The 25,680-nt window shown below is 64.4% G+C and carries 17 protein-coding genes and 1 pseudogene; 5 read left to right on the forward strand and 13 right to left on the reverse strand.

Going from position 1 to position 25,680, the window contains the following annotated elements; translation table 11 throughout:
* Nucleotides 1-59: 59 nt before the first annotated feature.
* Nucleotides 60-425 carry a DUF1428 domain-containing protein gene (locus tag RQH86_RS05225; RefSeq protein WP_055845481.1) on the forward strand — a complete coding sequence of 122 codons (366 nt, stop codon included), beginning with the start codon at nt 60-62 and terminating at the stop codon, nt 423-425.
* 181 nt (nt 426-606) lie between these two features.
* Nucleotides 607-1,053, forward strand: coding sequence for a thioredoxin TrxC (gene trxC, locus RQH86_RS05230; protein ID WP_311239490.1), 447 nt, complete (start codon nt 607-609; stop codon nt 1,051-1,053).
* 92 nt (nt 1,054-1,145) lie between these two features.
* Here the strand turns inward: trxC and RQH86_RS05235 are convergent, their stop codons facing one another.
* On the reverse strand, nt 1,146-3,506 hold the full coding sequence (locus tag RQH86_RS05235) for a TonB-dependent receptor (RefSeq protein ID WP_115512246.1): 2,361 nt from the start codon (nt 3,504-3,506) through the stop codon (nt 1,146-1,148).
* Between the two features lie 288 nt (nt 3,507-3,794).
* Here RQH86_RS05235 and RQH86_RS05240 point away from each other — a divergent pair, with 288 nt between their 5' ends.
* On the forward strand, nt 3,795-5,444 hold the full coding sequence (locus RQH86_RS05240) for a glycoside hydrolase family 43 protein (RefSeq protein WP_311239499.1): 1,650 nt from the start codon (nt 3,795-3,797) through the stop codon (nt 5,442-5,444).
* A gap of 225 nt (nt 5,445-5,669) precedes the next feature.
* On the opposite strand, the gene RQH86_RS05245 is transcribed toward RQH86_RS05240, so the two are convergent.
* Genes RQH86_RS05245 through RQH86_RS05270 form a run of 6 tightly spaced genes read right to left on the reverse strand, consistent with a single transcriptional unit; the run spans nt 5,670 to nt 11,092 of the window.
* Nucleotides 5,670-7,625 carry a response regulator gene (locus RQH86_RS05245; protein WP_115553281.1) on the reverse strand — a complete coding sequence of 652 codons (1,956 nt, stop codon included), beginning with the start codon at nt 7,623-7,625 and terminating at the stop codon, nt 5,670-5,672.
* The gene (locus RQH86_RS05250) at nt 7,615-8,490 is read right to left on the reverse strand and encodes an ATP-binding protein (RefSeq protein ID WP_115553280.1); all 876 of its coding nucleotides are present in this window, start codon (nt 8,488-8,490) and stop codon (nt 7,615-7,617) included. The genes RQH86_RS05245 and RQH86_RS05250 overlap by 11 nt, the downstream gene beginning before the upstream one ends.
* Entirely contained in the window at nt 8,487-9,497 is a 1,011-nt protein-coding gene (locus tag RQH86_RS05255) for an ATP-binding protein (protein WP_311239489.1), read from the reverse strand. The genes RQH86_RS05250 and RQH86_RS05255 overlap by 4 nt, the downstream gene beginning before the upstream one ends.
* Nucleotides 9,488-9,886, reverse strand: coding sequence for an ATP-binding protein (locus RQH86_RS05260; protein WP_115527336.1), 399 nt, complete (start codon nt 9,884-9,886; stop codon nt 9,488-9,490). The genes RQH86_RS05255 and RQH86_RS05260 overlap by 10 nt, the downstream gene beginning before the upstream one ends.
* Complete coding sequence (locus tag RQH86_RS05265) at nt 9,886-10,248, reverse strand: STAS domain-containing protein (RefSeq protein WP_115527335.1); 363 nt, start codon at nt 10,246-10,248, stop codon at nt 9,886-9,888. The genes RQH86_RS05260 and RQH86_RS05265 overlap by 1 nt, the downstream gene beginning before the upstream one ends.
* Nucleotide 10,249: 1 nt before the next feature.
* Nucleotides 10,250-11,092, reverse strand: coding sequence for an STAS domain-containing protein (locus RQH86_RS05270; protein ID WP_115512252.1), 843 nt, complete (start codon nt 11,090-11,092; stop codon nt 10,250-10,252).
* A 634-nt stretch (nt 11,093-11,726) separates the two neighbouring features.
* On the opposite strand from RQH86_RS05270, the pseudogene RQH86_RS05275 reads away from it, so the two are divergent.
* A pseudogene (locus RQH86_RS05275) lies at nt 11,727-12,809 on the forward strand (NADH:flavin oxidoreductase/NADH oxidase); the annotation flags it as partial.
* Nucleotides 12,810-13,184: 375 nt separating this feature from the next.
* Here the strand turns inward: RQH86_RS05275 and RQH86_RS05280 are convergent.
* From RQH86_RS05280 to RQH86_RS05290, 3 genes are all read right to left on the reverse strand, one after another.
* Nucleotides 13,185-15,509, reverse strand: a complete 2,325-nt coding sequence (locus RQH86_RS05280) for a bacterial transcriptional activator domain-containing protein (protein ID WP_311239488.1) — start codon at nt 15,507-15,509, stop codon at nt 13,185-13,187.
* Nucleotides 15,510-15,533: 24 nt separating this feature from the next.
* Nucleotides 15,534-17,402, reverse strand: coding sequence for an ATP-binding protein (locus tag RQH86_RS05285; RefSeq protein WP_311239487.1), 1,869 nt, complete (start codon nt 17,400-17,402; stop codon nt 15,534-15,536).
* Nucleotides 17,403-17,625: 223 nt separating this feature from the next.
* On the reverse strand, nt 17,626-18,981 hold the full coding sequence (locus RQH86_RS05290) for a helix-turn-helix transcriptional regulator (RefSeq protein ID WP_193552548.1): 1,356 nt from the start codon (nt 18,979-18,981) through the stop codon (nt 17,626-17,628).
* 905 nt (nt 18,982-19,886) lie between these two features.
* Here RQH86_RS05290 and RQH86_RS05295 point away from each other — a divergent pair.
* Nucleotides 19,887-20,672 carry a response regulator transcription factor gene (locus RQH86_RS05295; protein ID WP_311239486.1) on the forward strand — a complete coding sequence of 262 codons (786 nt, stop codon included), beginning with the start codon at nt 19,887-19,889 and terminating at the stop codon, nt 20,670-20,672.
* A gap of 710 nt (nt 20,673-21,382) precedes the next feature.
* Here RQH86_RS05295 and RQH86_RS05300 read toward each other — a convergent pair.
* The 3 genes from RQH86_RS05300 to RQH86_RS05310 form a co-directional block, all read right to left on the reverse strand.
* The gene (locus tag RQH86_RS05300; protein ID WP_311239485.1) at nt 21,383-21,769 is read right to left on the reverse strand and encodes a DUF805 domain-containing protein; all 387 of its coding nucleotides are present in this window, start codon (nt 21,767-21,769) and stop codon (nt 21,383-21,385) included.
* A gap of 274 nt (nt 21,770-22,043) precedes the next feature.
* Complete coding sequence (gene radA, locus RQH86_RS05305) at nt 22,044-23,435, reverse strand: DNA repair protein RadA (protein ID WP_115527328.1); 1,392 nt, start codon at nt 23,433-23,435, stop codon at nt 22,044-22,046.
* Nucleotides 23,436-23,632: 197 nt separating this feature from the next.
* Nucleotides 23,633-25,513: a tetratricopeptide repeat protein gene (locus RQH86_RS05310; protein WP_311239484.1), complete on the reverse strand. Its 1,881-nt coding sequence runs from the start codon at nt 25,511-25,513 to the stop codon at nt 23,633-23,635.
* Nucleotides 25,514-25,680 lie beyond the last annotated feature (167 nt).

The raw sequence follows: 25,680 nt of genomic DNA on the forward strand, positions 1-25,680 counted from the left end.
ACCAACATCTGTTCGTCATCATCAGGCGCACGCCGTGCGTCATGTCAGCGGAGGCGGTTATGTCGTATGTCGATGGGTTTGTCCTTGCAGTGCCCAAGGCCAACAAGGACACGTTTCAGGAGTACGCCCGCATGGGCGATACGATCATCATGGAGTACGGCGCACTGCGCGTAATGGAGTGCTGGGGCGACGATGTCCAGCAGGGCCAATGGACCGACTTCCAGCGCGCGGTAGCGGCCACAGACGACGAGATCGTGGTGTTTTCGTGGATCGAATGGCCGGACAAGGCCACCCGCGATGCGGGCATGCGCAAGATGATGGACGACCCGCGCATGGACCCGGCCGTCAACCCGATGCCCTTCGATGGCAAACGCATGATCTACGGCGGCTTTGTCCCGATCGTGGCGCTTGGGCAATCAGCCTGAGCGAAGCAGCGCGCGATTGCCGCGCGCTGTCGCCTGGCCGCCGCAGGCATCATGCGCGGCGGCCGGCCTTCCGACACAGGGCCTTCTGCCGTGGTCGCTACACTGACCACATGCAGCCGCATGTGCCGTTAGTGATGTCCGGGCGTCGCGACTGCATTGCCTGTCCACCGGAGACCACCGCATGACCGACGCACCGCTCCTGATCGCCTGCCCGAACTGCGCCGCCATGAACCGCGTTGCGCGCGCACGCCTGCACGATGCGCCCAACTGCGGCAGTTGCCATCGGCCGCTGTTTCTGAGGGCGCCGGTAACCTTGTCGGCAGCGGATTTCGACAAGCACGCCGTGCGCAGCGAACTGCCGCTGGTGGTGGATTTCTGGGCGCCGTGGTGCGCGCCGTGCCTGAGCATGGCACCGCAATTTGCGGCCGCCGCCGCGACGCTGGAGCCGCAGGTGCGGCTGGCCAAGGTGGATACCGATCTGCATCCTGCACTGGGCACGCGTTTTGGCATCCGCAGCATCCCCACCCTGCTGGTCATCCGCGGCGGGCATGAGATCGGCCGTCATTCCGGCGCGGTGAGCAGCGCGCAGATCGTCAGCTGGGTGTGTTCGGTGCTGGACGGTCGCTGATAAAAAAGCCAGCTGCGCATGCACGCAGCTGGCCTTCGTCGATACAGGCGCGGCTGCGACGCGTACGCCGCAGCCCACCGATCAGCTGGCGATCACTGCCAGTTGACGTTGACCGACACGCCCACGATGCGCGGCTCGTTGTACACCGCCGCCATGTAGTTTTCGATCACGCCCTTGACGTTCTTTTCGTTGGTGATGTTGCGCGCGAATGCCGCCACTTCCCATGCACCGTAGCCGCCGGTGTAGCCCAGCTTGAGGCCACCTTCGAAGTTGCCATCGGCACGGAACTCGGTGGAGTCGTACAACACAAAGCTGGTCTCGCCCTGCTTGTTCCAGTCGGTGGACACGAAAAACGCGCCGTCGTTGCCCATCGGAATGTCGTAGCGCGCGGCCAGGTTGAGGTTGTACTTGGGCGCGTTGGGCAGCGGGTTGCCGTCGATCTGCGCGAAGGTGTTGGCACCAACGCGGATGGTGGGGTCGTTGACCGTGCACACCACCACGCCATTGAGCGCGCAGGCCTGCGCAAACACGCGTTTGTCGTTGATTTCGCTATGCAACAGGCTCAGGCCCGCGGTCAGCGACAGGTTGGAGATCGGGCGCCAATCCAGGTCTGCTTCCAGACCGTAGGCCTTGGCCTTGTCGGCATTGAACAGTACGCCGTTGCCGTCCGAATCGTTGCCGTTGAGCTGGATGTCATCGACGGTGTAGGTGAAGCCGCTGACATTCAGGCGTAGCCGGTTCTGGAACAGGCTGCTCTTGATGCCGGCTTCCCACGACAGAATGGTTTCCGAATCAGCGGTGGTGAAATCCGAATTGAACACCGCGCTGCGGCCCTGGATGGTGGGGCCGCGGAAGCCGCGTGCCACGCGTGCATACACGCTCAGGTCCGGGTTGAGTTCATACATCGCGCTCAGGTCCCAGCTGGGCTGGGTGTCGGACATGCGCACATCGCGACGGCCACGGTAGGTCACCGCGCCGGCCGCGGTGTCGGCGGTCTTGAGCAGACGGGTTTCCTTGGTGTCCTTGGTCTGGCGGATGCCGGCGGTCAGCGTCAGCGCATCGGTGGCCTTGTAGCTGAGCTGACCGAAGCCGGCCCACGAGGTATTGGTGTTGCGCAGCCGCACCCAGTTGTTGGGATTGCGCGCAGCAGTGCGCAGGAAATACGCACGCTGATAAAAATCGGTGGTGTCGCGGCCATCGAAATAGAACGCGCCCACCTGCCATTGCAGCGCGTCGTCGCCCTCGCTGGCCAGACGCAGCTCCTGGGTGTACTGATCCAGATCGCGAATCTGCCCCATCGATTGGCCGAACCCGTTCGGCACGCCATTGACCGGGTAGTTGGCCGCCGCACCGCCATCGGTGTCGCCACGGCTGTAGCCGGAGGTGGTTTCGTAAGCGGTGATCGAGGTCAGCGAGACGCCGCCGAAATCGTAGATCGCCTTGATCGAGCCGCCATCGGTCTTGTAGGCCTGCGGGTTGTCGTTGGCTTCGTCGTAGGCCACGCGATCGCGCGGCACGTCGACCTTGTCGCTGCCGCGCGTCACCGCATTGCGCAAGAACAGCGTGGAGGTGCCGTCGTAATCGCGCGTGTGCACCGAGCCCAGCAGCGAGAACGCATCGTTGGGCTTCAACAGCACCTGCAGGCGCGCATTGCGGTCGTTGTAGCCGCCCATCGCATCCTTACGCGGGGTGCGCGTGCCATCGGCGCTGCTGCCGGCAAAGGTGTTGTCCACCCAATCGTCGCGGTGCTGGTACAACGCCGACACGCGGAACGACAGCACGTCGTTGATCGGCCCGCCGAAGCCACCATCCAGCGACACCGTGTTGTAGCTGCCGTAGCTGGCGTCGACGCGGCCGGTATAGGTATCGCCGGGCTTGACGGTGTCGAACTTGACGATGCCGGCGGTGGTATTGCGGCCGAACAAGGTGCCCTGCGGGCCGCGCAGCACTTCGACCTGGTCCACGTCGTAGACCGGGTTGGACTTGAGCACCACGTGCTCCAGCACCACGTCGTCCTGGATGATGGACACCGGCTGCGAGGCACCCAGATAGAAGTCGATATTGCCCAGGCCACGGATATAGAAGCGCGGGAAGATGCGCCCGGTGGTGGTCTCGGCGTAGAAGCCCGGCACGCGGCCAGACAGCGCCAGCAAGGTGTCATCGCCGCCAGCGGTGTACTCGCGCATCGCCGCGCCCTGCACCACGCCCACCGACACCGGCACCTCCTGCAGGTTCTGCTCGCGGTGCTCGGCGGTGACGGTCACCGCATCCAGCGCGGTGGGGCTGCCCTCGCCCTGGCTGGCCGGCGCTTGCTGGGCCGATGCGGCAGCGGCCATCGAGGCGAGCAGCAGACCGGCGCAGGCGCGTGCCAGCGGCGTACGTTGCGGTGCACGCGCATCCAGATGCGCAACAACGGACCTCAGCGACGGAGAAACAGACGAGTACAACGACATGCGGGTTGATCCTTGGGTAAAGACGCGAAGATGAGTCCGTTCGGCATGGGTCTGCCAGAAGGGGGCGCCGCATGGCGCCGCGCGCACGATATGTCAGCAATGTTGCAGCGAAGTGGCAGGCGTGCCGATCCGCGCCCATCGGCCACGTTGCGCACAGCCATGCCACCACACGCGTGCGGCATGGCAAAACGGCATGCCCTGCCCGGCGGCGAGCTGTCATGCTGCCGCGAGGCTGGCGCTACGCCAGTAGCGCGCATCGGGAGACCTGTCGTGAAACCAATCGGATGGATGCTGGGCCTGATGGCCGCGGTGAGTTGTCAGCTGGCCTACGCCGGCAGCGCACTGATCACCCAGGTGGATTACCAGGGCGATGACGGCGGCCCGTTGCCGACCGAGGCGCAGTACCGCAATCCGGTGGTGGCCGGTTTTTATCCGGACCCGTCCGCGATCCGGGTCGGCGACGACTTTTATCTGGTCAATTCCACGTTCGGCTATTTTCCCGGCCTGCCGGTCTTCAAGAGCAGCGACCTGGTGCACTGGAACCAGATCGGCAACGCGATCGATCGCGCCGACCAGATCGACTACGGCCGCGACGAACTGACCCGTGGCCTGTTCGCCGCCAGCATCAGCCACCACGACGGCACCTTCTACATCGCCAACACCTGTTTTTACTGCGATGGCGGCAACTTCCTGATCACCGCCACCGATCCGGCCGGGCCGTGGTCCAACCCCATCTGGCTCGACGCCAAGGGCATCGACCCGTCGCTGTTTTTCGATGACGACGGCAGCGCCTGGCTGGTCAACAACGATGTGCCCGCCGGCAAGTTGCGCTACGACGGACACCGCGCCATCTGGCTGCAGCAGCTGGATCTGACCCGCATGAAGCTGGTCGGCACGCGTCAGGCGATCGTGGATTCGGGCTTTCAACCGGCCACCAATCCCGAGCACATCGAGGGCCCGCATCTGTTCCGCCGCGATGGCTATTACTACCTTACCGCGGCCGAAGGCGGCACCGGCGAGCAGCATGCGCAGATGATCTACCGCAGCCGCCAGATCACCGGCCCCTACGAGCCCTGGAGCGGCAATCCGGTGCTGACCCAGCGCGACCTGGACCCGAGCCGCAGCGCACCGATCACCTCCACCGGGCACGCACAGTTCGTCGAGCTCAAGGACGGTACCTGGTGGGCGGTGTTCCTGGGCACCCGCCCGTATCAGGGCAACCACTACGCGCTTGGCCGCGAAACCTTCTTGTTGCCGGTGCAATGGCGCGACGGCTGGCCGCAGGTAGTGCCGCACGGCAGCGCTGTGCCGCCGGTGGCCACGCGTCCCGCATTGCCGAGCGGCACCCAGACCCTGCCCACCAGCGGCCCGATGCAATGGAGCGAGCGCTTCCAGGAAGCGCGCGTGCCGATGCAATGGATGACCATCCACCCGCCCACCCAACCGTGGTACATGCCCGGCCCGCAGGGGTTGCGCATCACCCCATCGCAGGTCGCGCTGGGCGACATCGGCCGCGGCCAACCCGCGTATCTGGGCCATCGCCTGCAGCATCACCACGCCACGCTGGCGGCCAGTGTCGATGGCAGCGCGCTGGCCGCCGGCGAACAGGCCGGTCTTGCGCTGGTGGCCAAGGAGAGCCACTTTCTGGCAGCCATGCTGGTGCGCGATGAGGCTGGCGTGTCGGTGGTGCTATATCGCCGCGCCGGCCTGCAGGACCCAAGCATCGGCACCGTGCTGGCACGTACGCCGCTGCCCGATGCAACGCAACCGGTACAGCTGCGCTTTGCGCTGGACGGCGCGCGTGTGCATGTGGATTACGCGGTGGGCAGCGGCCAGTGGCAGACGCTGCTCGAACAGGGCGACGCCACGCTGCTCAGCACCGAGACGGCCGGCGGCTTTCTGGGCGCCACGTTCGGGCCGTACGCGTATTCGCGTTGACTGCCGGCACGCGTACACCGCCCTGCCGCGCAATCAGCTCCATGCAGTGCACGCGAAAACTGGCGCGCTCTGTTGCTTGCGGTGTCTGCGCCTGGCGCAGGCCTGATCGAACGCGCTACTGCGGATGCGACTTATCACATCCAGTGCCACAACAGCAGCGTCGTGCCGCAGCGTCGTCGTATCCGACGTCGCATCCACCCACACCAACATGCAAATCACTGCGCCTTATGCGCGCGCCAGCACGCTGCTGTCGAGCATCTGCCCCACCGTATTGAGCAGATCGTTGAGGCTGAAGGGCTTGGGCAGCAAGGCCATGCCGTCGGCCAGGAACTCCTGCCGCGTGATCGCGTTTTCGGCGTAGCCGGTGATGAACAAAATCGGCAACCCCGGACGCAACGTACGCGCCACGTCGGCCATGTCGCGCCCGTTCATGCCCGGCAGGCCGACATCGGACACCAGCAGATCGATCTGCACATCGGTACGTAACTGCTCCAACGCGCCGATGGCATCTTCGGCTTCGATCACCTCATAGCCGGCGTCGCTGAGCACCTCGCTCACCATCATGCGCACCACATCGGTGTCGTCCACCAGCAGGATGCGCGCGTTGCGCGCCCGTGGCGTTGTCGGCGCCGGTGCTGGCGGCAACGCGCCCGCAGACAAACCGCGCGGCAACAACAACGCCACCGTGGTGCCCTTGCCGATCGCACTGGTGATACGCGCAGTACCGCCGGATTGGCGCGCAAAGCCGTAGGTCATCGACAACCCAAGACCGGTCCCTTCGCCGATGGGTTTGGTGGTGAAAAACGGCTCGAACACCTGATTGAGAACGGCAGGTTCGATGCCGCTGCCATTGTCGATGACGTTGACCGCCACGTACTCGCCATCATCCAGCTCCGGGTCGTTGTGCGCGGTGTAGGCAGCGGTCTGCACACAGATCGTGCCCTGCCCGCGCAAGGCGTCGCGGGCGTTGATCACCAGGTTGAGCACCACGTTCTCGAGTTGGTTGGCATCGGCAATGGCCACCAGCGAGGTATCGGCAAGCTCCAGCTCCAAGGCGATGTTCTCGCCGATCGAGCGTTGCAGCATGTCTTCCAGCGAACGCACGCGCAGATTGACGTCGAACGGCTGCGCATCCAACGATTGCTTGCGCGCAAAGGCGAGCATGCGCTGCGTCAGCGCTGCAGCACGATGCGCAGAGCCGGTGGCAATCTCGGCCAGGCGCGGCACACGTTCGATACGGTTTGATTCCACCGCCAGCTGGATCATGTCCAGGCCGGAAATGATGCTGGTCAACAGATTGTTGAAGTCGTGCGCAATGCCGCCGGTGAGCTTGCCCAGCGCTTCCATTTTTTGCGCCTGCAGCAGCTGGATTTCGGTGCGCTGACGCTCGGCGATCTGGTGCGCCAGTTCGGTGGTGGCGGTATCCAGCTCCTGGCGCTGCTCGCGCTCGCGCTCGCGCCGCTCGGTGACGTCTTCCACCATCAGCAGGCCCAGATCCGGCTCGCGGTACGGCGACACCCGCCATTCGGTTTCGCACAGCTTGCCATCGCGCAGGATCGACAGCGTGCCGCTCCAGCGCTCGCGCTGCGCCAGTGCGCTGGTCAGCGCCTGCACGGTGGCCGTTTGATCCAGCCCGGCGGCGTGGATCGCATCGCCCGGCGTGGCGTCGCCGATCAGGCGCTGAAACGCCGCGTTGAGTTCATGCGTGTGCAGGGCGGCATCGACCACCGCGATCGGCGCGCTGATGTGCTCGAAGATCTCGCGGAAGCGGGCCTCGCTGACCCGCAATGCTTCTTCGGCATTGCGCGCGCGCAACAGGGTACGCAAGGTGGCGACCAGCACATTGGGGTCGACCGGATGGATCAGGTACGCATCGGCGCCGGCATCCAGGCCGGTGATCATGTCGCCGGTGGCGATCGATGCGGCAGACACGTGTACCACCGGCAACAATGCGGTGCGCGGCTCGGCGCGCAAGCTGCGCACGATGTCGAAGCCGCTCATGTCCGGCAGATTGACGTCCAGCACCACACCGGCAAAGGTCTGCGTCGCCAGCTTGCTCAGGCCTTCGGCGCCGGTGCCGGCTTCGTCGACCACAAAACGGTGATGCTCGAGCACGCGCCGCACCGAATAGCGCGTCACCGTGTTGTCGTCGACGACCAGAATGTGCTGCTTACTGCTCAAGTGCCTTCTCCGCTGCCAGCGTCACCGGCAGGACCACGAAAAATTCCGAGCCTTGCCCGACCACGCTGTTGATACCCACCCGTCCGCCAAGCAATTCGGCAAACCGCTTGCAGATCGCCAACCCCAGCCCGGTGCCGGTCAGGCGCTTCTGCAGCGGCGAGTCCACCTGTACAAAATCTTCGAACAAAGCATCGTGAAGCTCGGGCGCGATCCCGATGCCGGTGTCCTGCACGCTGAAGCGCACGTGGCTGTCGCCTTCCAACTGCGCCAGCACCCGCACCTGGCCTTGCGGGGTGAATTTGAGCGCATTGGAAATGAAGTTGCGCAGGATCTGCGCCAGCTTCTTGTCGTCGGTGTAGAGCATCGGCAACACCGGCGGATCTTCGAAGATCAGGTCGGTACCGCTGGCGCCAGTGAGCGGACCGAACATGCCGCGCAATGTCGAAAACAGATCCATCAGACAGAACCAGCCTGGCGAGATGGTGATGCGGCCGGCTTCGATCTTGGCCAGGTCCAGCAGGTCGTCGACCATATCGGTGAGCTCGCGTGCCGAAGTGCTGACAAAACGCACCTGCTTGACCTGTTCGGCATTGAGCGGCCCATCCATACCGTCTTCCAGCAACCGGGTGATGCTCAGGATCGAACTGAGCGGCGTGCGGAACTCGTGGCTCATGTACGACAAAAACCGGCTCTTGAGCTCGGACACGCCGCGCAGCTGTTCGGCTTGCTGGTCGAGCTCGGCGTACAACGCCAGCACGCCCTGGTTGGTTTCTTCCAACTCTTCGCGCAAGGCCTGGTTCTGCTGCCGCAACGCGTGCAGTTCGGCCATCGGGTCGATCGCCGATGCATCATCGGATGAAGTCATTGCATGCCTCCCAACCGCATGACGAACACGCATGCATCGTCGCGGCCGCGCGCGTAATCGCGCAACAGCACCGCAGCAACAATACGCGGGTGGCGCGCCAATAGCGCCGGGTGATCGCGCAAATTCCAGCGCGTTTGCAGGCCATCGCTATGCATCACCAGCAGTTTGCCGGCCGCATTCGGAAAGTCGAACGGCTGCGCCTTGCGAAACTGCACCCCGACGATGCCTGGATGCGAAGGCATGCCGCGCATTCCATCGCCATCACAGAGCGATGCAACGATATTGCCCACACCGGCAAAGCGCACCTGGCCGGTACGGCTGTCGAACTGCATCACTGCCGCCGCACCGCCGCGCGTTCCTGACATGCCGGCATGCAGCTGCGCGATGAGTTCGCCAGGCTCGCCACTGGCCGCCGCCGCAACGCGCGTGCCGACATCGGCAGCATCGGCGGCATCCGGCCCGTGGCCCAGGCCGTCGATCAGCACGACCGTCGTCCGCTGTTCGCGGATCGCCAACTGCCAGGCATCGCCGCAGACCGTTTCGTTGTGCAGCGGCACACGCACCGCGCCATACGGCAGATCCAGTTCGGCGCGTTGTTGCGCAAACAACCGCGCCATCACGATGGCGCCTTTTGAATCCGAATATGCGTCCAGCACCTGCGCCTGACGCTGGATCGCACCCAGACCTGTGCCGGGTGTGCCGACAGTGGAATAGCCATCGCGCAGACCGTCTTCGAGCGCAAACCCGGGGCCATCGTCGATGGCGCAGATTTCCACGCCCATGCCTTCGCCCGTGGCCACGCGCGACAACTGCAGGCAGCCGCCACGCCCATGTTTGACCATATTGGTGGCAAGTTCGGTAGCCACCAGGGCGACGCGCCCGCATGCGGCTTCATCGAAGGCCAGCGTCTGCGCCAGCGCCGCTGCTTCGCGACGCGCTTGTCCGACCTGGCTGGTTTCGTCGACGCGAAACGCGCGGGTCAGCTCACCGGCGAGGGTCACTTCCATTTGGTGATGGTGACGCGCGTGCCCTTGCCAGCGGCAGTGTCCAACACAAAATCATCCACAAGGCGACGGCTGCCCGACAGACCGAGCCCAAGCCCGCTGCCGGAGGTCCAGCCGTCAGTCAGCGCAAGATCCAGATTGGGGATGCCCGGGCCTTCGTCGCGGAAGGTCAGCTGCACGCCCTTGCGGATGCCGCTTTCCAGCAGCGCCCAGTCCATGTCGCCGCCGCGACCGTAGATCACGGTGTTGCGCGCCAATTCGCTGGCCGCGGTGATCAGCTTGGTCTGGTCCACCAGCCGCAGGCCGCACTGCACCGCCAACTTGCGCACGGTCTGCCGGGCCAGCACCACATCCTGTTCGGTGCGTACCGTTTGCGAGCCCGTGGTCGCCATCACGACTCGTGATCGGGTTGCTGCAACAGACGCATGCCGCGTTCGACGTTGAGCGCAGTACGCACCGCTGGCAAGGTCAGTCCCAGTTCCACCAGGGTGATCGCCACCGCCGGTTGCATGCCTACCACCACAGTGCGAGCTCCCATCAGCGTCGCCAGCCCGGAGATGGTGCTGATCATGCGGCCGATGAACGAGTCGACGATGTCCAGTGCGGAGATGTCGATCAGCACGCCGCGCGCGGAGGTGACGCTGATCTTTTCCGACAAGTCTTCCTGCAGCTGCAGCGCGAGCTGATCGTGCATGTCCACCTGGATGGTGACCAGCAACAGATCGCCCATCCGCAGGATCGGGATGCGCTCCATGTCAGCTCGCCTTGCTCACGATCACACCGGTGCGCTTGAGCGCCAGCGCCAGCGCATCGGACAGGTTGGCTTTGGTTACGATGCCCTGCAGATCCAGGCCCAGATGCACGATGGTCTGCGCAATCTGCGGGCGCACGCCGCTGATGATGGCATCGGCGCCCATCAGCCGGATCGCGGTGACGGTCTTGAGCAAATGCTGCGCCACCAGCGTGTCCACGGTAGGCACGCCGGTGATGTCGATGATGGCGATCTCCGAGCCGGTGTCGACGATGCGCTGCAGCAGCGATTCCATCACCACCTGGGTGCGCTGCGAATCGAGGGTGCCGATCATCGGCAATGCCAGCACGCCGTCCCACAACTTCACCACCGGCGTGGACAGCTCCAGCATTTCTTCCTGCTGCCGCACGATGATGTCTTCGCGGGTTTTCTGGAATGCCTTGACGGTGTACAGGCCCAGGCGGTCCAGCAGTTCGGACAGCGCCCACAGCTGCTGGGCGAGGTCTTCCGGCGTGCTGGCATATTCGCGCTGCACCAGCTCGAACAGCACGCGCTTGAGCGAAAAGATGAAGTTGGCGGTTTCCTGCGAATCGAAGCCGCGGGTGGCGCGGTCGCGCGATAGATTTTCCAGGAAGCGACGCACTTCGCTCCACTCGGCACTGTCCAGACTACTACCGTCGTCCTTCAAGGAAGCGACCAACAGCCGAAGAAAGTCCGCGCCCTGGGCCTGCAGATCCTGCCGGGAGATGCGCGCATCGTTGCCGAGGCCTGCGTCCAGCCATGCGGCCAACAACGCCGCTTCCTGGTCACGGATCGCGTCGATTGAGCGCTGCTGCAATGCCACCATGAGATCACCCGCCAAAGTTAAGAAGGAGATACTGGGCATGCGGGCTGGCCGGCGCCATGACTGACGCGGCGCCCCCACGCCGATGCGCAGCAGAGTAAAGCAATTCAGATTCGGCAACCAGCAACCAAACCTGTAGCAGTCAGAGGACGCTACTGGCGGCAGTTTGACATTGCAGCGCAAGCCCCGAACGTGCACCGGGACACGTCGTTGGAATCGGGAATCGGGAATCGGGAATCGGCATTAGGGTGCTTGGTGTTGGTCGGGAGTGCGCAGGCGCGGACTGCATTTGCTTGATTGGCTGCTGAGACACGTGACTGAGCAACGGCGAGACCGGTCTCTTGCAAGCTGCATGTCCCGGGTTGCTACGGTTGCTACGCGTTTTCGCGCGGATCTTGCGTGTGCGCGCACGCGCCGGGAGCGCGCGCGTGGCGCCATTGCGCCACGCATCTGCCCTTTGCTTTTGCACCCACCACGCCATGGCACTCAAGCAACCGCTACCGGCCTCGGCGGGGTGCCCCCCAAGCCGCTGCAACGCGGTGTGCTACTGGCAGTGTTTTGATCCGGCCGTCGGCGTGGTCTGATCGCCAACCGCTTTTTCCAAGGTTCCCTCCCCGCAATGTAGTCGCTTTTTTCGCCTTACCAACTCAAGGATGTCGCGCTACGCAATCGCATCGCGATCCCGCCGATGTGCCAATACACCGCCGTCGACGGCTTTACCAACGACTGGCATCAGGTCCACTACGCCAGCATGGCGCGCGGTGGCGCCGGGCTGGTCATCGTCGAGGCGACCGGCGTATCGCCAGAAGGTCGCATTACCCCAGGCTGTCTCGGCTTGTGGAACGACGCGCAGGCCGAAGGACTGGCACGCATTGCCGCCTCGATCACCGCAGCAGGTGCGGTGCCAGGCATCCAGATCGGTCATGCCGGTCGCAAGGCCAGCGCCAACGCACCGTGGGAAGGCGACGACCATATCGCCGACGGCGATGCGCGCGGCTGGGACACGTTGTCTCCGTCCGCAGTCGCCTTCGGTGGCGGCCTGTCCAAACTGCCACGGGCGATGACGCTGGACGACATCGCCCGCGTGCGTGGCGATTTTGTCGCCGCCGCGCAACGTGCACGCGATGCAGGCTTCAAGTGGCTGGAACTGCACTTCGCCCACGGCTATCTGGCGCAGAGTTTCTTCTCGGTGCACGCCAACCACCGTGAGGATCGCTACGGTGGCAGCGCCGAAGGCCGCGCGCGCTTTCTGCTGGAAACGCTGCAGGCCGTGCGCGCGGTGTGGCCGGAACATCTGCCGCTCACCGCACGCTTCGGTGTCATCGAGTTCGACGGCCGCGACGAACAAACCTTGGCCGAGGCGATCGACTTGACCCGCGAGTTCAAGCGCAGCGGCCTGGATCTGTTGAACGTCAGCATGGGCTTCAGCACGCCGAATGCGCAGATTCCATGGGGCCCGGCGCTGCTGGCACCGATCGCCGAACGCGTCAGCCGCGAGGCGCAATTGCCGGTCGCCTCGTCCTGGAACATCGACGACCCCATCGAAGCCAACCGCGTCGTCGCCGATGGGCAGATGGAGTTGGTGATGGTCGGACGCGCGCACCTGGCCAATCCGCATTGGCCGTACCAGGCGGCACTGGCACTGGGCGAAGCGCGTCCGTCCTGGGTGCTGCCGCCGTCATACGCGCATTGGCTGGAGCGCTACGGCAACCGCAGCTGATCGCACACGGACTGCGACGTTGCCGCCAACGCGGCAACGTCTTGCTCAAGCGAAGGCGTGCCCTACCCCGCCACGATCGCTGCAAGCACGGGAGGGACCGTTACCTCGCACCTCCGCGCAGACTGCACGGACGGCGCGCAGAACAGCACGCCAATCCCGAATTCCCAATCCCTGCGGCGACCCGCGACACACCGGTCGCACGACGCATTGGACGGCGCGCTAAGAACCGAAGTGTGCCAGTGGCAAAGCACCACGCGCATTGAGCGTTGCACGCGCGAGAACCGCCGCACCTTCGCACGTCACCGCAGCCCGCATAGACGGCGTGCAACGCAGCAGGCCAATCCCTAATTCCTAATCCCTGCGGCGTCAGCAGCTCTAAAGCCCGTAGCGCTCCACCGCCTCCAGATGCGGTCGCGTGTCCTGCTCGCAGGCTTCGGCCAACCGCAGCCAGCACATCGGATGCGACCAGCGCGAGGTCGTGCACCGCAGTACGCGATGCAGTTCCTGCGGCGCGACGTTTTCCGGAAGCGCCACGGTGAACAACACGCCTGGCAGCCCGGACGTCGCATCCTCCGGGTCGAATGCATCCGGGTGCTCCGGGTCGACCACGCGATAGTCGTCGCGACTATGCAGCCACGCCTTCCAGCCGCGCGTCTCCATATCTGCACGCAACGCCTCAATCACCTCGTCGCCAGGGTGGACGCCGTCTACCAGCCAGCTGCTGCCATAGCCACCTGTCTGCAGCACATGCACCTGCGCATAGGTCGGTACGAACCGCGCACGCTCGGCCTCGTCCTCCGGCGCCGGATACAGCAGCTCCGCATCGAACACCACCCAGTCGCCGACATGCTGACGGCGGTGGGCCGGTGCGTTTTCGATGATGCGCGCGGTGACCGGACCAGTGCGACGCGCGTAGTACTCGCCCACTTCGCCGTCGTCCACACACCGCACGATCACCCAGCCCCAATCTTCTTCGACAACCCCGCTGGTGCTGCTCAGCTCCATGCCGATCGCGGCTGCCGACACCCGCACCGCATCCCAGTCCTGCGCGGCACTGGCGGCGGTCATATGGTCCCAATGCGCCGAACGCGGCTCGTCCATCAGCGCGATCAGTTGGCGGTAGACGTCGGCCGCTTCGGCAAAGCGGCCGGTGTTGAGATACATGCGCGCCAGCAGCCCGCGCGCGCCGTGCGAGCCCGGCGAGAGCTCCAGTAGCGCGGTACAAGCCTGTTCCAGCGCCGGCCAATCGCCCAACCGTTGCGCAAGCTGGGCCTCGCACCACAGCGCCGCCACCGGCACCTGCGGGCGATACAGCAACGCCAGTCGGCGCACGCCAGCGTCATCGCCGCGGCCAAGCAACAGATTCATCAGGCGGAAGGTGGGGCTGGTTTCGCGGTCGGCATGCCGCTGCACGAAATCCCACAACAGCGTGATCGCCTGCTCGTCTGCCGCGCAGGCACTCAATGCCGACGCCGCGGTATCGACCAGCTCGGCATCGTCCGGACGCTCGGCCACCGCCTGCAGCAACCATTGCGCTTCGCGCTCGGGATTGCGCACCGCCTCTTCGCCCTGCGCGTTCAACCATTCCAGCAACTGCGCCGCAGGTACAGGCGCGTCCTCGCCCGCCGATGCGGATGCGATGCGCGCAGCCCACCCATCCAGCGCCTGCGTGGCGCCACGGTCCTGTCGCAACTTGGGCGCATGCGCGCGCGCCAGTGCCAGGTGCCGGCGTGCGGTCCACACCGCACCGCGCTGCAGCGCCAGATCCATCGCGAGCTCGGCGGCCTCGATCAGGATGCGATGCGCACCGACCTGCGCGTAATGATCCAGCATGACCTGCAGGCGGCTGCCCAGATCCCAGGTATTGCGCTCGGATGCGCGCGACGTCAGCACCGCCACCGCGCGCAGCCAATGCAGGCGATAGCGCGGCGCCACTTCGCGCCACGGCAGCAACGCCTCCATCGCTTCGTCATCGCGCTGCAACAGCGCCAGCGCGCGTGCCTTTTGCAGGCGACGCGGCTGACTGCAGTTGGCCCACTCCGCGCCCTCGCGCGCGGCCTCGACTTCGCGCTGTTCGATCAGCGCCAGGGCATCGGCTGCACGCCCCAACGACAGCAGGATCGAGATCCGCATGTCCGGCACGCCGTCGTAGATCTGGCCGCCGTGCGCCACGATGGTCTGCGACTGCTGCTCCAGATAGCTCAGCGCCGCGTCGCCACGGCCGTCGTCGAGCAAGGCGTCGGCTTTTTCGCAGCTCAGGCACTGGTAGCACGACCAACTCGGGTCGATGCGGCCCAGGGTTTCATCGCAGACCTCGATGCGCTCTTCCACCCAGCCCGGGCCATCGATGTTGGCGTAGCACGCCGCCAGATCCTGGGTGACACACACCGATTGCGGGCACTCCACCGCATCGGCGCGATGCGCACGCTCGAACAGTGCCACCGCATCGCCCAGCGCGCGCTCGCCTTCGCATAGATTGCCGACCCGGTTACGCATTTCCCAATGGCCGACGAACACCTCCAGCCAGGGGTTGGCCAGCGTCTTGCCCAGCGCACGCGCCTCGGGCAACAACGCTTCGGCACGCTCGATCTGCAGATCGCAGATATGGTCGGTCAGGCGTGTCAGCAGCTGCGCATTCTGCGGCTGCCCGGCTTCGCCCAGGTCGTCCTGCAGCTTCTCCACCCAGTTCCAGATTTCCATTGCGTTGTTCCTTGAATGCGGCGCTCAGCGCGCCAGCAATTGGGTCACAGCCTCGGCAAGATCGCCGAAGGCCTTGTTGAGATCCGAACCGCCCGACTCCGCGCCACCCGCCTGCGGCTGCGCGCGCCCTTGCGCAGAGACAATCACCTTGAGCGAGCGCAGCAAGCGCGCGGCGACCGCGGCCTGCGGGTTGCCGGCACGTTGTGCGGCCAGCAATGCCTGCAGCGCAGGATTGTCGAGATTGAGATACAACCGCTGGGTCTGGCGCGCTTCGATCCGCGCAGTGAACTGCCGCGCCAGCCGCAGCGCTGCAGTGGACACCCGCTTGTCGTTTTCGTCCTGCTCCAGCCGGCGTTTGAGTTCCGCCTCGCGGTCGGGCACCACCACCAACGGTAGCTCTTCAGGGCTGAAGCGCGCCGGCACCATCGCTTCGCCATCGCCCAGATGCTGCTCCAGCCACGCCAGTTCGTCGGCCGGCAACGTATCGAGATGGAACAACTGGCGGTTGCCATGCTCGGTGCCCAGCTCGACCAAGCGCACGCCCTTGGCCTGCGCCCACCGACGCAGAAACGGCACTACCGCGTAGCGGTTTCCGTACGCCACCGGCACGCCCATCGCGCGGAACAACATTTCTTCGAAACCGCTGTCGCTGTCCAGAATCACATGCACCGCGCCACGCGCCGGTAGCTGCTGGGCCGGCAGATCGCCTTGCGAGGTCGGCACGCGCACATGTTCCAGCAGCAAGTCGAACAGACGCTCATCGCACAGCGCCGCACCCAACAAGGCCTCGTTATGCCGCAACAGAATGCGACGCCAGGCTTCGGGCTGTTGCCGCGCCACCTCCGCCAGGCCCTGCACCAGGGCTTCGGACAAGGCGTGCTGCACCGAGCTATAGACCGTATCGCGCTGCAGATCCTCGCGGCTCGCGGTCGGCGTCAAACGGTTGGATTCGATCACTCCGCCGATGAAACCGGCCCACGGCGGCAGCAATTCGCGCGCATTGTCGTCCAGCAACATGCCGCGCAAAAACACCGACAGATTGCGGTTGTCGCTGGTGCCGTAGGTGGCCCCGTCCTGCACCCATAACAGGCCGACCGCATCGCTGCCGTCGGCGGCACGCACCGGCATGCAGCACAGCGGTTCGAAATTGCGTTCGAAGCGCGCGGCAAACTCGCGTTGCCGGCGCCATGCCTGCACCGGATGCAGCGGCACTGCGTCGTCCATGCGCCACGGCGGCGGCTCCGGATTGATCGGCTGCGCATCGGCACCGACCCAGATCGGCTCGCGCAACAAGGCGCAGTAGCGCGACAGAATCTCGTGCAGGCGCGCGTCCTGCGCCAACGACAGATACTGGTCGTGCAATTCCAGCACCACCTCGGTGCCCACCTGCGCGCGCGCCGGGATCGGGCTGACCGTGTATTGCTCGGCATTGCTGGAGATATAGCAATGCCCCAGCGTCGGGCTCTGGTACGAGGTGGTGCGCACGGTGACGCGCCGTGCCAAAACAAAGGCCGACAAGAAACCCAGCCCGAACATCCCGATCAGGCCGCTGTCTTCGTGGCCTCCCTGGCGCAGCCCGCGGGTGTAACCCACGCCTACGGTGGCCAGATAATCGTGAATTTCCTGCTGGGTGAGCCCGGCCCCGGTATCGGTAATGCGCACGATGCCCTGCGCCGGATCGGCATGCACATGGATGCGCGCTTCGCCTTGCCAATCGGGCTGTTCCAGGCGGCGCCGCAGGATCGAGTCGTGCGCGTTCTGCACTAGCTCGCGCAGCGCGACCACCGGCGTGGAATACAGATGCTTGCTGAGAACGGACATCAGTCCATTGAGATCAACGCCGGCGCGGCGGATCTGTGAGGCGTCCGTCGCCTCGGAGATATGATCTTGCATGATCGTCGTCGTTTCCTTGGCGGCCACGCCCGTCCTCGGACGCGCCTCCTGGGTGGCAGTGCGAGCCGGCAAGGATAGCCGCAAGCCATCCTGGACGCACGTCTCACTTCGGCTTCTGTGCCAGCGTGCGTACAGCTGCGTACGTCCCGCGACCAGCCCGTATCCAGTCGTCGGAAACGACGCGCCACGGCCCGGCGTACATGCCGGGCCGTGGCGCTGTCGGCTAACGTTGCAGGGTTTCCATCGGCGCTTCATTGAAGTGCTGGCGATAGCCTTTGGCCAGCGCTGAACGACTGCCAACGCCCCAGCGGCTGGCCGCCTGCAACACGCTGCCGCAGCCGCCTTCGGCCAGCAGCTCGTCGCGGATGCTCTGCATGCGATAACGCCGCAGCACCTGGGTCGGCGACAGCCCGGTGGCCGACTTGAACGCCTGCTGCAAGGCACGCCCGGTCACACCGATCTGCGCGGCCACTTCATTGATCGACAGGTCCGAGCGGTGGGCATTGGTGATCATGTAGCCGTAGGCACGGCGGTACTTGGCCGGCAGACGCGCGGAGATATCGTCGCTGACGTGCGCCGGGGTGCCGCTTTCCAGCAGACGCGGTGCCTGCACTTCGCTGCGCAGGCATTGCACCGCACCCAGCGCGTAGCGGTTGTACAGCAGCAAGGCCTGTTCGGTACGGCCCAGCGCCTGGCTGATCTTGGCCTGGCAGTACTCGAACTCCAGATTCCAGCGCGGCGCGTGATGCCGGCCGGCCCCGGCCAGGGCACGCTCGGCCAGATCGGCGCGGCCTACCGCCAGTGCAGCCAATGCCAGCTCCACCTGCGCATCCTGCCGCGCGCAGGGCGGGCAACCGGTTGCCGCAGCCGGCAGCGCATCGATCTGCGCGTCGAACCCAAAGGTGTCGCCGCCAGCGATCCGCAGCAGGTTGCGCACGTGGCGCATCCGCTGCGCCAGCACCGGCATGCTCTCGGCCAGATCGGCGATACAGGCGCGCAGTTCGCTGGGCTCGAAGGCATGCGCAGCGTCTTCCTGGCGCAGCGTGGCCTGCCAGAACACGTGGTCGCTCATGCGGTCGGCGCGACGAATGCGCAGCTGCGCAATCATGTCCAGGCGCAGCGCGGTGGCAATGCGCAACCAGTCCGAGGCACCGGTTTCCAGCTCGGACAGCGACTCGCGCGCACGCTCCAGCGTCTGCAAGGCCAACGTGCTCTGGCCGAGGTGAAAGTGGGTCAGCGCCTTGCCAAGCAGACCTTCGCCGCATAGGCAGGCCGGCGTATCGCGGTCCATCGCAAGCTGCGCGAAGCAGTTCAACGCCGCACTCAGACGACGCTGGCTCAGCATCAACCAGGCGGTATTGCGGCACGAGAGCAGCCGCAGCTGCCGCTGTTGGCCGCGCATTGCCTTCAGCGCATGTCGGTATGCATCTTCGGCTTCTTCCTGGTATTCGAGAATCAATAGGGCATCGCCGCTGGCGCCCAGCAGGCTGACCTCATCGTCGGGGCCATCGGGTGTTCCCTGGCCATCACGGCGTTGTTGAAGATGTTGCAGACCTTGCGGCCAGGCACCAACCAGCATCCTGCTTGTATAGGTAGGAAGACGATCTGCGTAAGACAACGCAGAAATCGCTGCGAAGTAGGTTGAAAGGATCATGCCGGGCTCTCTCTTGGGGGGACGAGCAAAAACAAACAATGCGCAGCTCTCACTGGCGCAAACGATTGTATGCAGCGGATCCAATGGAATTTCCCACCTGCAAGCACCGCAAAAATCAAAAAACCTCACTCTGTCTTCCAACGCTTCTGCCGTGCGTTTTGCATATGCGGCATTCTTTTCTGCAGAGCGTGCACATTGTCTAGCGCAGGACATTTCCCACCATCCGAACACGTACGGACGTCGCGCTGCTCCCGGATAGCGCAGCGCCGTCCTGTAACGTCTGCCAACGCACGGTCTCGATGCGGATTCTGGGGTGTTTGAGTCGAATTCGGCATGCGCGACAGGCACACCATAGTCACGCAGCTGCGGGCACGTCCCGCTCATAACGAAAGTAACTTTCGTGTTACCTGCCCAGGTGAACCTATTCCCTAAGCGCCGCGGATTCGCCGTAATCGCAATACCTTGGTCTAGACCTTTCCAAACCAATTTTCTACTGCCCATCCGGACAAACATGTCCAGACACGGCGCGTGGATATGCATGCATCGGCTTATACATACCCAAGATGTAAGAGCTGCGTTGCGTATAGATGAGCGCAAGCTAAAGCGCACCGACCCAAACCCGAAGAAAAGTGCGTAGCAGTGAAACTTTCTGCCGCTGGAATGGTACATACCATTCGTCCGACCTCGGTCAGACCCTCCCCCCCCCCTTCGCAGCCGGATGGTATGGCAATGCACTTATCTCTCTCTGTGGATTTTGTGGCGACGCCTGCGGCCCGTGATCGGCACCGCACGCACGACTGGTACGTGTGCCGTCATGGGAAGGCTGGCTGATGCACGGCAATCCTCCCGGCAAGCATGGATCGGCTTTCCTGTTGACGCAGGACGCGCGTCTGGCATCGCAGGTCAACGCGAGCCTTGCCCCGCTGGGGCCACAATTTGCAGTGTTTTCCGATGAGCTGGAGCTGTTGCGCTCCTTGCGGCATTCGCCCTGCGAACTCCTGATTTTCGATGCGACCTGCGTAGCCTCGGACGATAGCTCGGTCCTGGCCTGGCAGCGCTGCCACAGCGGTCATCCCACGCCGCTGATCGTGCTGGGACGTTTCGACTGCCCCGACGACATCCTGGCCTGGTACCAAGCCGGCGCACAAGAAGTGTTAGCGCTCCCATTCAATTCGTGCGAACTCCAGGTGCGCGCGGCATTGGCGATTACCCCTGCACCCCAGACCTGCCAGGAATCGCAGCACCTCACCGTCGGCCCGTATCAGCTGATACGCGAAGAAAACACCGTCTATCTGCACGGCAAGCCGATCGTGCTCACCGCGCGCGAGTTCTCGATTGCCTGGATGCTGTTTTCCAGCCCCGGCGTCTGTTTCCGCCGCTGCCAGCTCGCCAAGGCGGTCTGGGGTAGCCACACCGAGTTCACCGATCGCACGATGGAGCAACACATCTACAAGCTGCGCAAGAAATTGCAGCTGTGCAACCACAGTGGAGTGGTCCGCATCAGAACCGTGTATTCGCATGGCTACAAGCTTGAGCTCGCGCTGCAGGACAGGGACCCGCCAATGCTTGGCAAAAGCGTGGGTTCGAGTACCGGACATCATGCCGCCGCCTGCTGAACGCTGCTTTCGGGATCAGGCCAGACTGATGCACGTATCGAAGTAACAGCATTGCGGATAGCGACGGTAGCGACGTGCATTCACTAGCGACGGCGTCATGCGGTCTTAGTTGCGATTTTCAGCGCACTTGAGTTATCCGATTAACTTCATTTTCGAACTATTTAGGCTGACTTAAACAGGAACCGACAGGGTTCCATCGGCGCAGATAGACTGCAGGCCGCTGCGCTGCTCATGCGCTACCCCACGCTGGGAATCAGCCAAGTGAGGCGCCTTGCAGGCTTGCTGCCTTGTCCTCTTGTGGAATGCAGTTCGCCCGTTTGCATGCGCAATAAGCACCTGCATTGGCCGAGGTACAACCGATTGCGCTTAGGGCCGCTCCGCTGGAGCAGCTAGCCCAGTGCAGACGCCTAAAAAGAGCAACTGACAGAACGACTGCGCAACCATCGGGCGGCAACCGGCTCGATGCGGCCACAGCGCGCCGCCGTGATTGCGCCCGGCGATGGCGTGCTCGGTACGCCATGCGATCAACGCGGCGACGCAGCCCGTGCTGGAGATCAGCAGGTACCACGCGACATTGCGACTTCTTTGCGCGGTCTACGCGACCTGACCTGATCACCGCTCGCGACGCTTGCCTGGTCGCTCCAAGCCGCATAAACGACGATGGCGCAGGAATCCCTGCGCCATCGTTCAATCCACTTCGTGCAAAGCGATTATTGCTTCGGGCTCTCACCGTACTGGTTCGGGCCCGGCGTGCCATCCAGGCACATGAACACGAGCACGATAAACCCGCCGACGTAAGGCACCAAGCTGATCAGATAGAACCAGCCCGACTTGTCCTGGTCGTGCAGCCGGCGCACGGTCACTGCAATGCTGGGCACGATCAGCGCCAGCACGAAGATTGCCATGATGGCGCCGACCACCCATGCCAGCGGACCGGGGCCGTTCTCGCCCCCCATCACCGCCGCTGCGATACCAAACATGATGCCCAGCACGACCAGAACGATCACCTGCAGCAGCATGAACATCCAGTATTCCTTGCGACGCGAACGACCTTCGAAGTCGGCGTAACGCTTGAGCGGCAACAACATCCATTCCATCGTGGTTCTCCAGTACGAGCAGTCAGCAGTGTTTGTGATCCGGTGCACAGTGCAACGGGCCGCGCATGGTGCCATAGCCGTACTCTGGTGAAAACGCTTTCTTCACGCCCACATGCAAATTGCCGGGCGCCAGCCGACGGACGGTCGCCGGCTCCGCTGGGGAGCGTCAGGCGATGGCAATGTTTGACGCTGCCTGCTGGTAACGCCCACTGCGCGAACCCCGCGCTTGGCCGGACAGCCTGCTCCACCCCTGCCCCCGCCCCCGTCGCACACCTCAGTCGGCCGCAGCCTCCAGCGCCTGGCTCAGCCGCTCCACCGCGATGATCTCCATCCCCTTGATGCTGGCCGTCTTCGGTGCGTTGGCACGCGGCACGATCGCGCGCTTGAAGCCATGGGTGGCGGCTTCCTTCAGACGGTCCTCGCCATTGGGCACCGGACGGATCTCGCCGGACAACCCGACTTCACCAAAGGCAATCGTCTTCTCGGACAACGGCCGGTCGCGCAGCGAGGACAGCACCGCCAGCAACACCGGCAGATCGGCCGCGGTCTCCTGCACGCGAATGCCGCCGACCACGTTGACGAACACGTCCTGGTCGCCCACCACGATGCCGCCATGCCGATGCAGCACCGCCAACAACATCGCAAGCCGGTTCTGCTCCAATCCCACCGCCACCCGGCGTGGATTGGATAGCGGCGAGGCATCCACCAGCGCCTGCACCTCCACCATCAGCGGCCGGGTGCCTTCGCGGGTCACCATGACGCAACTGCCAGGCTGCTGGGTGCTGCCGCCAGACAGAAAGATCGCCGACGGGTTGGAGACCTCCTTGAGGCCCTTCTCACCCATCGCGAACACGCCCAGCTCGTTGACCGCGCCGAAGCGGTTCTTGAACGCGCGCAGCAGGCGGAACCGGCTGCCGCTTTCGCCTTCGAAATACAGCACCGCATCGACCATGTGCTCGAGCACGCGCGGGCCGGCGATGCCGCCTTCCTTGGTCACATGCCCGACCAGGAACACGGCCGTACCGGTCTCCTTGGCATAACGCACCAGCCGCGCCGCGCTCTCGCGCACCTGGCTGACCGACCCAGGTGCTGCGGTCAACGATTCGGTCCACAAGGTCTGTACCGAGTCGGCCACGATCAGTTTCGGCCGCGCCACGCTGGCGTGCTGCAGGATGTTTTCGATGCCGGTTTCAGCCAGGGCGTTCAAGCCTTCCAGCGGCAGATCGAGCCGCACCGCTCGCCCGGCTACCTGCGCCAGCGATTCCTCGCCGGTGACGTACAGCACCGGCAGCGTTGAGGCCATGCTGGCCAGCGCCTGCAACAACAGCGTCGACTTGCCAATCCCCGGGTCGCCGCCGATCAGCACCACCGCACCTTCGACCAGGCCACCGCCCAGCACGCGATCGAACTCGCCGATGCCGGTGGACACGCGCGCCTGTTCGGACTGCTGCACATCCTTGAGCGCAGTGATCTTGGGTGCCTCGGTCTTGCCGGCCCAACCACTGCGACGCGACGCCGCAGGCGAGGCCTTGCCGCCAGGGGTGGCACTTTCCAGCACGATTTCGCTGAGCGTATTCCACACACCGCATTCGGTGCATTGCCCCTGCCATTTGGAGTACTCGGCGCCGCACTCGCCGCAGACATAGGCCGTCTTCGCCTTCGCCATCGTCGTCTTGCCTGTTGTCGTTGATGCGACAGGATAGTGGCTGACGGTCTCAGCATGCGCGACGGCGCTGCATCGCGCGACCGGCACGCGATCGGGGAATTCTGATTCTGCAGCACAAAAAAGCCGCAGGATCGACGTCCGTCGCCCCTGCGGCTGCGTTGTCGACATGCGCCTACGCGCGCACATCAGCCATGCACTTACCTGGCCTTGTACAACTCACTCAAACGGTCAGGCGTGCCGGCGATGCGTTCCAGATGCGGATACAGCAGACCGCCGTGGTAATCGATGCGCACGGTGTCGTAACGATCGCCGCGCTTGACCAGCAACTCGATCGGCGCGGTAGTGCCCTTGGCCGCCTTGATCGCGTCCTTGATCACCTCACTGCTGAAGGCGCGGCCGTTGACCGCCATGATCGTGTTGCCGGCGATCAAGCCGGCGTTGAAGGCCGGGCCGTCCCACAGCACATCGCTGATATCGCCCGAGGCCTTCAAAGACAGTCCAAGCGAATAGGTCAGGCTGGCGTCCTTGTCGTCGCTCTCGTCGGCCTTGGTGGCCAGATTCGGCTCCTCGTTGTAGACCAGCTTCCAGCCGTTGGCTTCGATGCCGCCGTTCAACGAACCATGCCCGTCCATGCGGCTGCGCAACAGGCTCGCCCAGTCGTAGGCGGCCACGCCGTTGAGTGTGGCGACGATGTCGTCGAAGGTGTACGGATTGACGTCCCAATCGCCGTTCTTCATGCCGAAGAACGCCTTGCCGAAATCGTCGATGGAGCGCTTGTTGTTGGTCAGCGCGCGCAGCTTGCTGTCCACTTCCAGCCACATCATCTGGCCGCCTGAGTAATAGTCCTCGGCCATCTGATAGCTGCGGTATGCCTTGGGACGGCGCATCGACATGGTCGGGTCGTTGGTGGTGTCCTGCACCGTACGCCAGGCCATGCCGGGGCGACCACGCTCATAGCTCGCCGCCACGCCGGCCAGCATCTCGCGCGCCTGATCCTGCGTCCACAGGCCCGAACGTGCGGACATCACTTCGCCCCAGAACTGGGTCTGGCCCTCGTACAGCCACAGCAGGCTGTCGCCCATCGGCACGTTGAAGTTGGGCGTGGCCAGATCGGCGCCGCGGCGGTACTTGCCGTTCCAGGAATGGTTGAACTCGTGTGCGAGCAGGTCGCGCCCGGTCCAGCTCTTGTCCCACTCGGTGAAGTAAGTGGGCACACCGCTGTTTTCGCTGGAGCGATGATGCTCCAGGCCGATGCCGCCCAACTTCTTGGTCAGCGCCAGCAGGAATTCGTAGTGATCGAAATGCCGCGCGCCGTAGAGCTTGTCCATCTGCTGCACCAGCGAGGCATGCGCCTTGATCTGCTCGGGCTTGGCGTCCAGCGACTTGGCTTCGTCGGCGAATACGTTGAGGTAGACCGGCTGCTTGCCGGCGCTCAGCTCCACGCGCTTGTAGTACTTGCCGGCGAACATCGGCGAATCGACCAGATCATCGAAATCGATCGGCTTGAAGGTCACCGTGTCGCCGACGCGGCGCTCGGTTTCAAGCGCCGTGGCATAGCTCCAGCCGGCTGGCAGCGTCACGCTGGCCTGCGCCTTGATGTTGCGTGCGAAGACGCCGGCCGGATACAGCGCCGTGGTGTTCCACTGCAGATTGAGCATCTCCGGAGTCATCATCACCCGGCCCTGGTTGGGGGCCTGCGGAGAAAGGAACTTGAACTCGGCCACCAGTTCGGTGCCGCCCTGGGGCACATCCACCTTGAACGCATAGACGTCGAATTGGTCGCGAGTCCATGGCACCACCTTGCCATCGACCTTGATCACCAGACCGGCCAGCTTGTCGATCGGACCGGTGGGCGAGTGGTTGCCGGGAATCCACTGCGGATACAGCAGCGTCATCGGGCCGGGCTTTGCCGGCATGGTGGTCTTGACCTTGAAGATGCGGTGCGCCAGATCGGTGGCATCGACGTCGATCTTCAAGGTGCCGTCGAACGGCACGTCCTGCGGCGGCGCGGTTTGCGCGGCGGCGGGCAACGACAGCGCTGCCAGCAACGACACGGACAACAGGGTGGGCATCTTCATCGCAACTCCGCGGGTGACCTGTAACAGGCAAGCCTACGATGCTAAGCGCCCACCACGGCTTCCCCGTATGCCATTGGTCATGCCGCAGGCAAATTCATGCGCAAAAAAAAAGCCGCCAATCGCTGGCGGCCTTCTTCATAACAGCATGACGCGATCCGGCGTGGCGC

It is taken from the genome of Xanthomonas sp. WCS2018Noco2-27 (genome assembly GCF_031843525.1).
In the GTDB taxonomy this organism is placed as follows: Bacteria; Pseudomonadota; Gammaproteobacteria; order Xanthomonadales; family Xanthomonadaceae; genus Xanthomonas.

Coding starts and splice junctions, on each gene's coding strand:
- trxC (WP_311239490.1), top strand. CDS start 607: ATGACCGACGCACCGCTCCTGATCGCCTGCCCGAACTGCGCCGCCATG.
- RQH86_RS05240 (WP_311239499.1), top strand. CDS start 3,795: ATGCTGGGCCTGATGGCCGCGGTGAGTTGTCAGCTGGCCTACGCCGGC.
- RQH86_RS05300 (WP_311239485.1), bottom strand. CDS start 21,769: ATGGAATGGATGTTGTTGCCGCTCAAGCGTTACGCCGACTTCGAAGGT.
- RQH86_RS05265 (WP_115527335.1), bottom strand. CDS start 10,248: ATGGAGCGCATCCCGATCCTGCGGATGGGCGATCTGTTGCTGGTCACC.
- RQH86_RS05290 (WP_193552548.1), bottom strand. CDS start 18,981: ATGCTGGTTGGTGCCTGGCCGCAAGGTCTGCAACATCTTCAACAACGC.
- RQH86_RS05235 (WP_115512246.1), bottom strand. CDS start 3,506: ATGTCGTTGTACTCGTCTGTTTCTCCGTCGCTGAGGTCCGTTGTTGCG.
- RQH86_RS05295 (WP_311239486.1), top strand. CDS start 19,887: ATGCACGGCAATCCTCCCGGCAAGCATGGATCGGCTTTCCTGTTGACG.
- RQH86_RS05270 (WP_115512252.1), bottom strand. CDS start 11,092: ATGGTGGCATTGCAGCAGCGCTCAATCGACGCGATCCGTGACCAGGAA.
- RQH86_RS05250 (WP_115553280.1), bottom strand. CDS start 8,490: ATGACTTCATCCGATGATGCATCGGCGATCGACCCGATGGCCGAACTG.
- RQH86_RS05280 (WP_311239488.1), bottom strand. CDS start 15,509: ATGGAAATCTGGAACTGGGTGGAGAAGCTGCAGGACGACCTGGGCGAA.
- RQH86_RS05260 (WP_115527336.1), bottom strand. CDS start 9,886: ATGGCGACCACGGGCTCGCAAACGGTACGCACCGAACAGGATGTGGTG.
- RQH86_RS05310 (WP_311239484.1), bottom strand. CDS start 25,513: ATGAAGATGCCCACCCTGTTGTCCGTGTCGTTGCTGGCAGCGCTGTCG.
- radA (WP_115527328.1), bottom strand. CDS start 23,435: ATGGCGAAGGCGAAGACGGCCTATGTCTGCGGCGAGTGCGGCGCCGAG.
- RQH86_RS05225 (WP_055845481.1), top strand. CDS start 60: ATGTCGTATGTCGATGGGTTTGTCCTTGCAGTGCCCAAGGCCAACAAG.
- RQH86_RS05255 (WP_311239489.1), bottom strand. CDS start 9,497: ATGGAAGTGACCCTCGCCGGTGAGCTGACCCGCGCGTTTCGCGTCGAC.
- RQH86_RS05285 (WP_311239487.1), bottom strand. CDS start 17,402: ATGCAAGATCATATCTCCGAGGCGACGGACGCCTCACAGATCCGCCGC.